Raw genomic sequence first — 2,278 nt, 5'->3', positions numbered from 1 at the left:
CGGAGCGGCATCGGCCGGCAGGATCGAATCGGCCACGCCGGACGCCCTCACCGGTTTGGCGGCGGATGGCGTTTCAAGCACGCGGGATTCGATCAGGATGGTGACCCGGCGATTGCGCGCCCGCCCTTCTGCCGAGGCATTGTCCGCCACCGGCCGCTGATCGCCATAGCCAGCCGCGGTCAGCCGGGCCGGCTGCACGCCCCCTTCGACAAACAGGCGCACCACGCTCGACGCGCGCACCGCCGAAAGCTCCCAGTTCGACGGGAACATCGGTGTGGCGATGGGCACGACATCCGTATGCCCTTCGACGGTAATCGGAAACTCGGCCCCTGCCACCACCTGAGCCACCGCCCGCAAGGCCCGCAAGGCATCCACCCCGAGCTGGGCCTCGCCTGGAGCAAAGAGCACGCTGGCATTGATTTCGACGGTAATCCCGAAGGCCCCCTCGGTCACCCGCACCTGCCCGTCGGCCACCAGCGGCGCGAGCACCTTGCGGATTTCCTCCGCCATGTTGCGGACCCGCTCGGCCTTCGACTTGCGGACCTCCTCGGCCTCCGCAGACTCGGCAGCCGAAGGTGGCGGCGTGGGACGGATCGAGGGAATCGGACTGGAGATGATCTGCGCCCCGCTGCTATTGGCCGGAATATTGCGGAAAGCATTCACCACCGAATCGGACATGATCCGGTACTTGCCTTCGTTGATGGAAGACAGGGAATACATCACCACGAAGAAGGCGAACAGCAGGGTAATGAAATCAGCATAAGAAACGAGCCAGCGCTCATGGTTCTCGTGCTCCTCCTCGCCCTTTCTGCGCCGCGCCACCGCCCTACCCCGCGTAACCCGAGAGGCGGCTTTCGATGATCCGCGGATTGTCACCATTGGCGATGCCGACCAGACCATCCATCAGCATCTCCCGCATGGAGGTCAATGTGGCAACCACCCCGAGGAGCTTCTTGGCGATCGGCAGGAAGATCAGGTTGGCCGAACCCACCCCGTAGATTGTCGCCACGAAAGCCACGGCGATGCCGGAACCGAGCTTGGACGGATCGGAAAGATTTTCCATCACGTGGATCAGGCCCATCACCGCACCAAGAATGCCGATTGTCGGCGCGTAACCGCCCGCCGCCTCCCAGATCCTGGCGCCCTGCTTCATCTGGCTTTCCCAGCAGTCGATCTCCACTTCCAGCACTTCGCGCAGGCGCTCCGGCTCAACGCCATCGATCAGCAGTTGCAGGCCTTTCTGGATGAAAGGGTCTTCGATCGCCGGGATCTGGCTCTCCAGGGACAACAAGCCCTCCTTGCGCGCCACGTGGCTCCAGCTCACCACCTGGGCAATCAGGGCCGCGTAATCCAGGGTCGGCGGCACGAAAACCCAGCGCACCATCTGCATGCCGGTACGAAAGACCCGCAGGGAGCTTTGCAGCATGACCGCCCCCAAGGTACCGCCGATCACGATCAGGAAGGCGGTGGGCTGAACCAGGGAGCCGACATGACCCCCTTCGAGCACCTGCCCGACGAGAATCGCAGCCAGCGCGAGAGTAATGCCGATGAGGCTGATACTGTCCATGAAGAAACTCCGCTAGCGGATCAGGATGCCGCCGCAGGACGACGCCCGCGGGCCTTGCCCTCACCCTTGACCTTGGGGGCAACCTGAATCGCGCCGGAAATGCGCGAGCGCAGGCGGGCGATCGCCTGGCTGTGAAGCTGGCACACGCGGGATTCCGATACCCCGAGCACCTCGCCGATTTCGCGCAGGTTCATGTCCTGCTCGTAGTACAGGCCCATCACCGTTTTTTCCCGGTCGGGCAGATCGTCGATGGCCTTGATGAGCACATCGCGCATGTTGCCCTCCAGCAGCAGGGTCAGCGGATCGTTGCCTTCAAGGGTGATGTGGCGCTCCAGGTAGTCGTCCTCGCCATCACCGGCAAAGTCTTCGAAATACACCAGCTGGTAGCCGCGCGCCTCCTGCAGCATGTGCTGGTAATCCGCCAGCGGCAGCCCGAGGGATTCAGCCAGCTCACGCTCCGAGGGGTGGCGGCCGTGCTGCTGTTCGAGCAGATGCACGGCGGCTTCGATGCGCCGCATATCGCGCCGCAGGCTGCGGGGCAGCCAGTCGTTTTCGCGCAGCCCGTCCAGCATCGCACCGCGGATGCGCTGCACGGCGTAGGTTTCGAACTGGGCACCAAGCCCCTCTTCGTAACGGTTGATCGCATCGAGCAGGCCGAGCATGCCGTTCTGGATGATGTCCTCCACCTGCACGCTGGCTGGCAGCTTGGCC

General features: G+C 64.0%; 3 protein-coding genes. All 3 read right to left on the bottom strand.

What is annotated here, in order from left to right; translation table 11 throughout:
- Positions 1 to 822: flagellar motor protein MotD (motD, locus tag ETQ85_RS25785; RefSeq protein WP_148581837.1), on the bottom strand; the 822-nt coding region annotated here is incomplete at its 3' end.
- Positions 823 to 826: 4 nt separating this feature from the next.
- Positions 827 to 1,567 carry a flagellar motor protein gene (locus ETQ85_RS25780; protein ID WP_148581836.1) on the bottom strand — a complete coding sequence of 247 codons (741 nt, stop codon included), beginning with the start codon at positions 1,565 to 1,567 and terminating at the stop codon, positions 827 to 829.
- A gap of 20 nt (positions 1,568 to 1,587) precedes the next feature.
- Positions 1,588 to 2,278: RNA polymerase sigma factor FliA (locus tag ETQ85_RS25775; protein ID WP_148581835.1), on the bottom strand; the 691-nt coding region annotated here is incomplete at its 5' end.

Source organism: Zoogloea oleivorans (assembly GCF_008107625.1).
GTDB classification, from domain to species: Bacteria; Pseudomonadota; Gammaproteobacteria; order Burkholderiales; family Rhodocyclaceae; genus Zoogloea; species Zoogloea oleivorans.
This window is presented reverse-complemented; position numbering and strand designations above follow the sequence as displayed.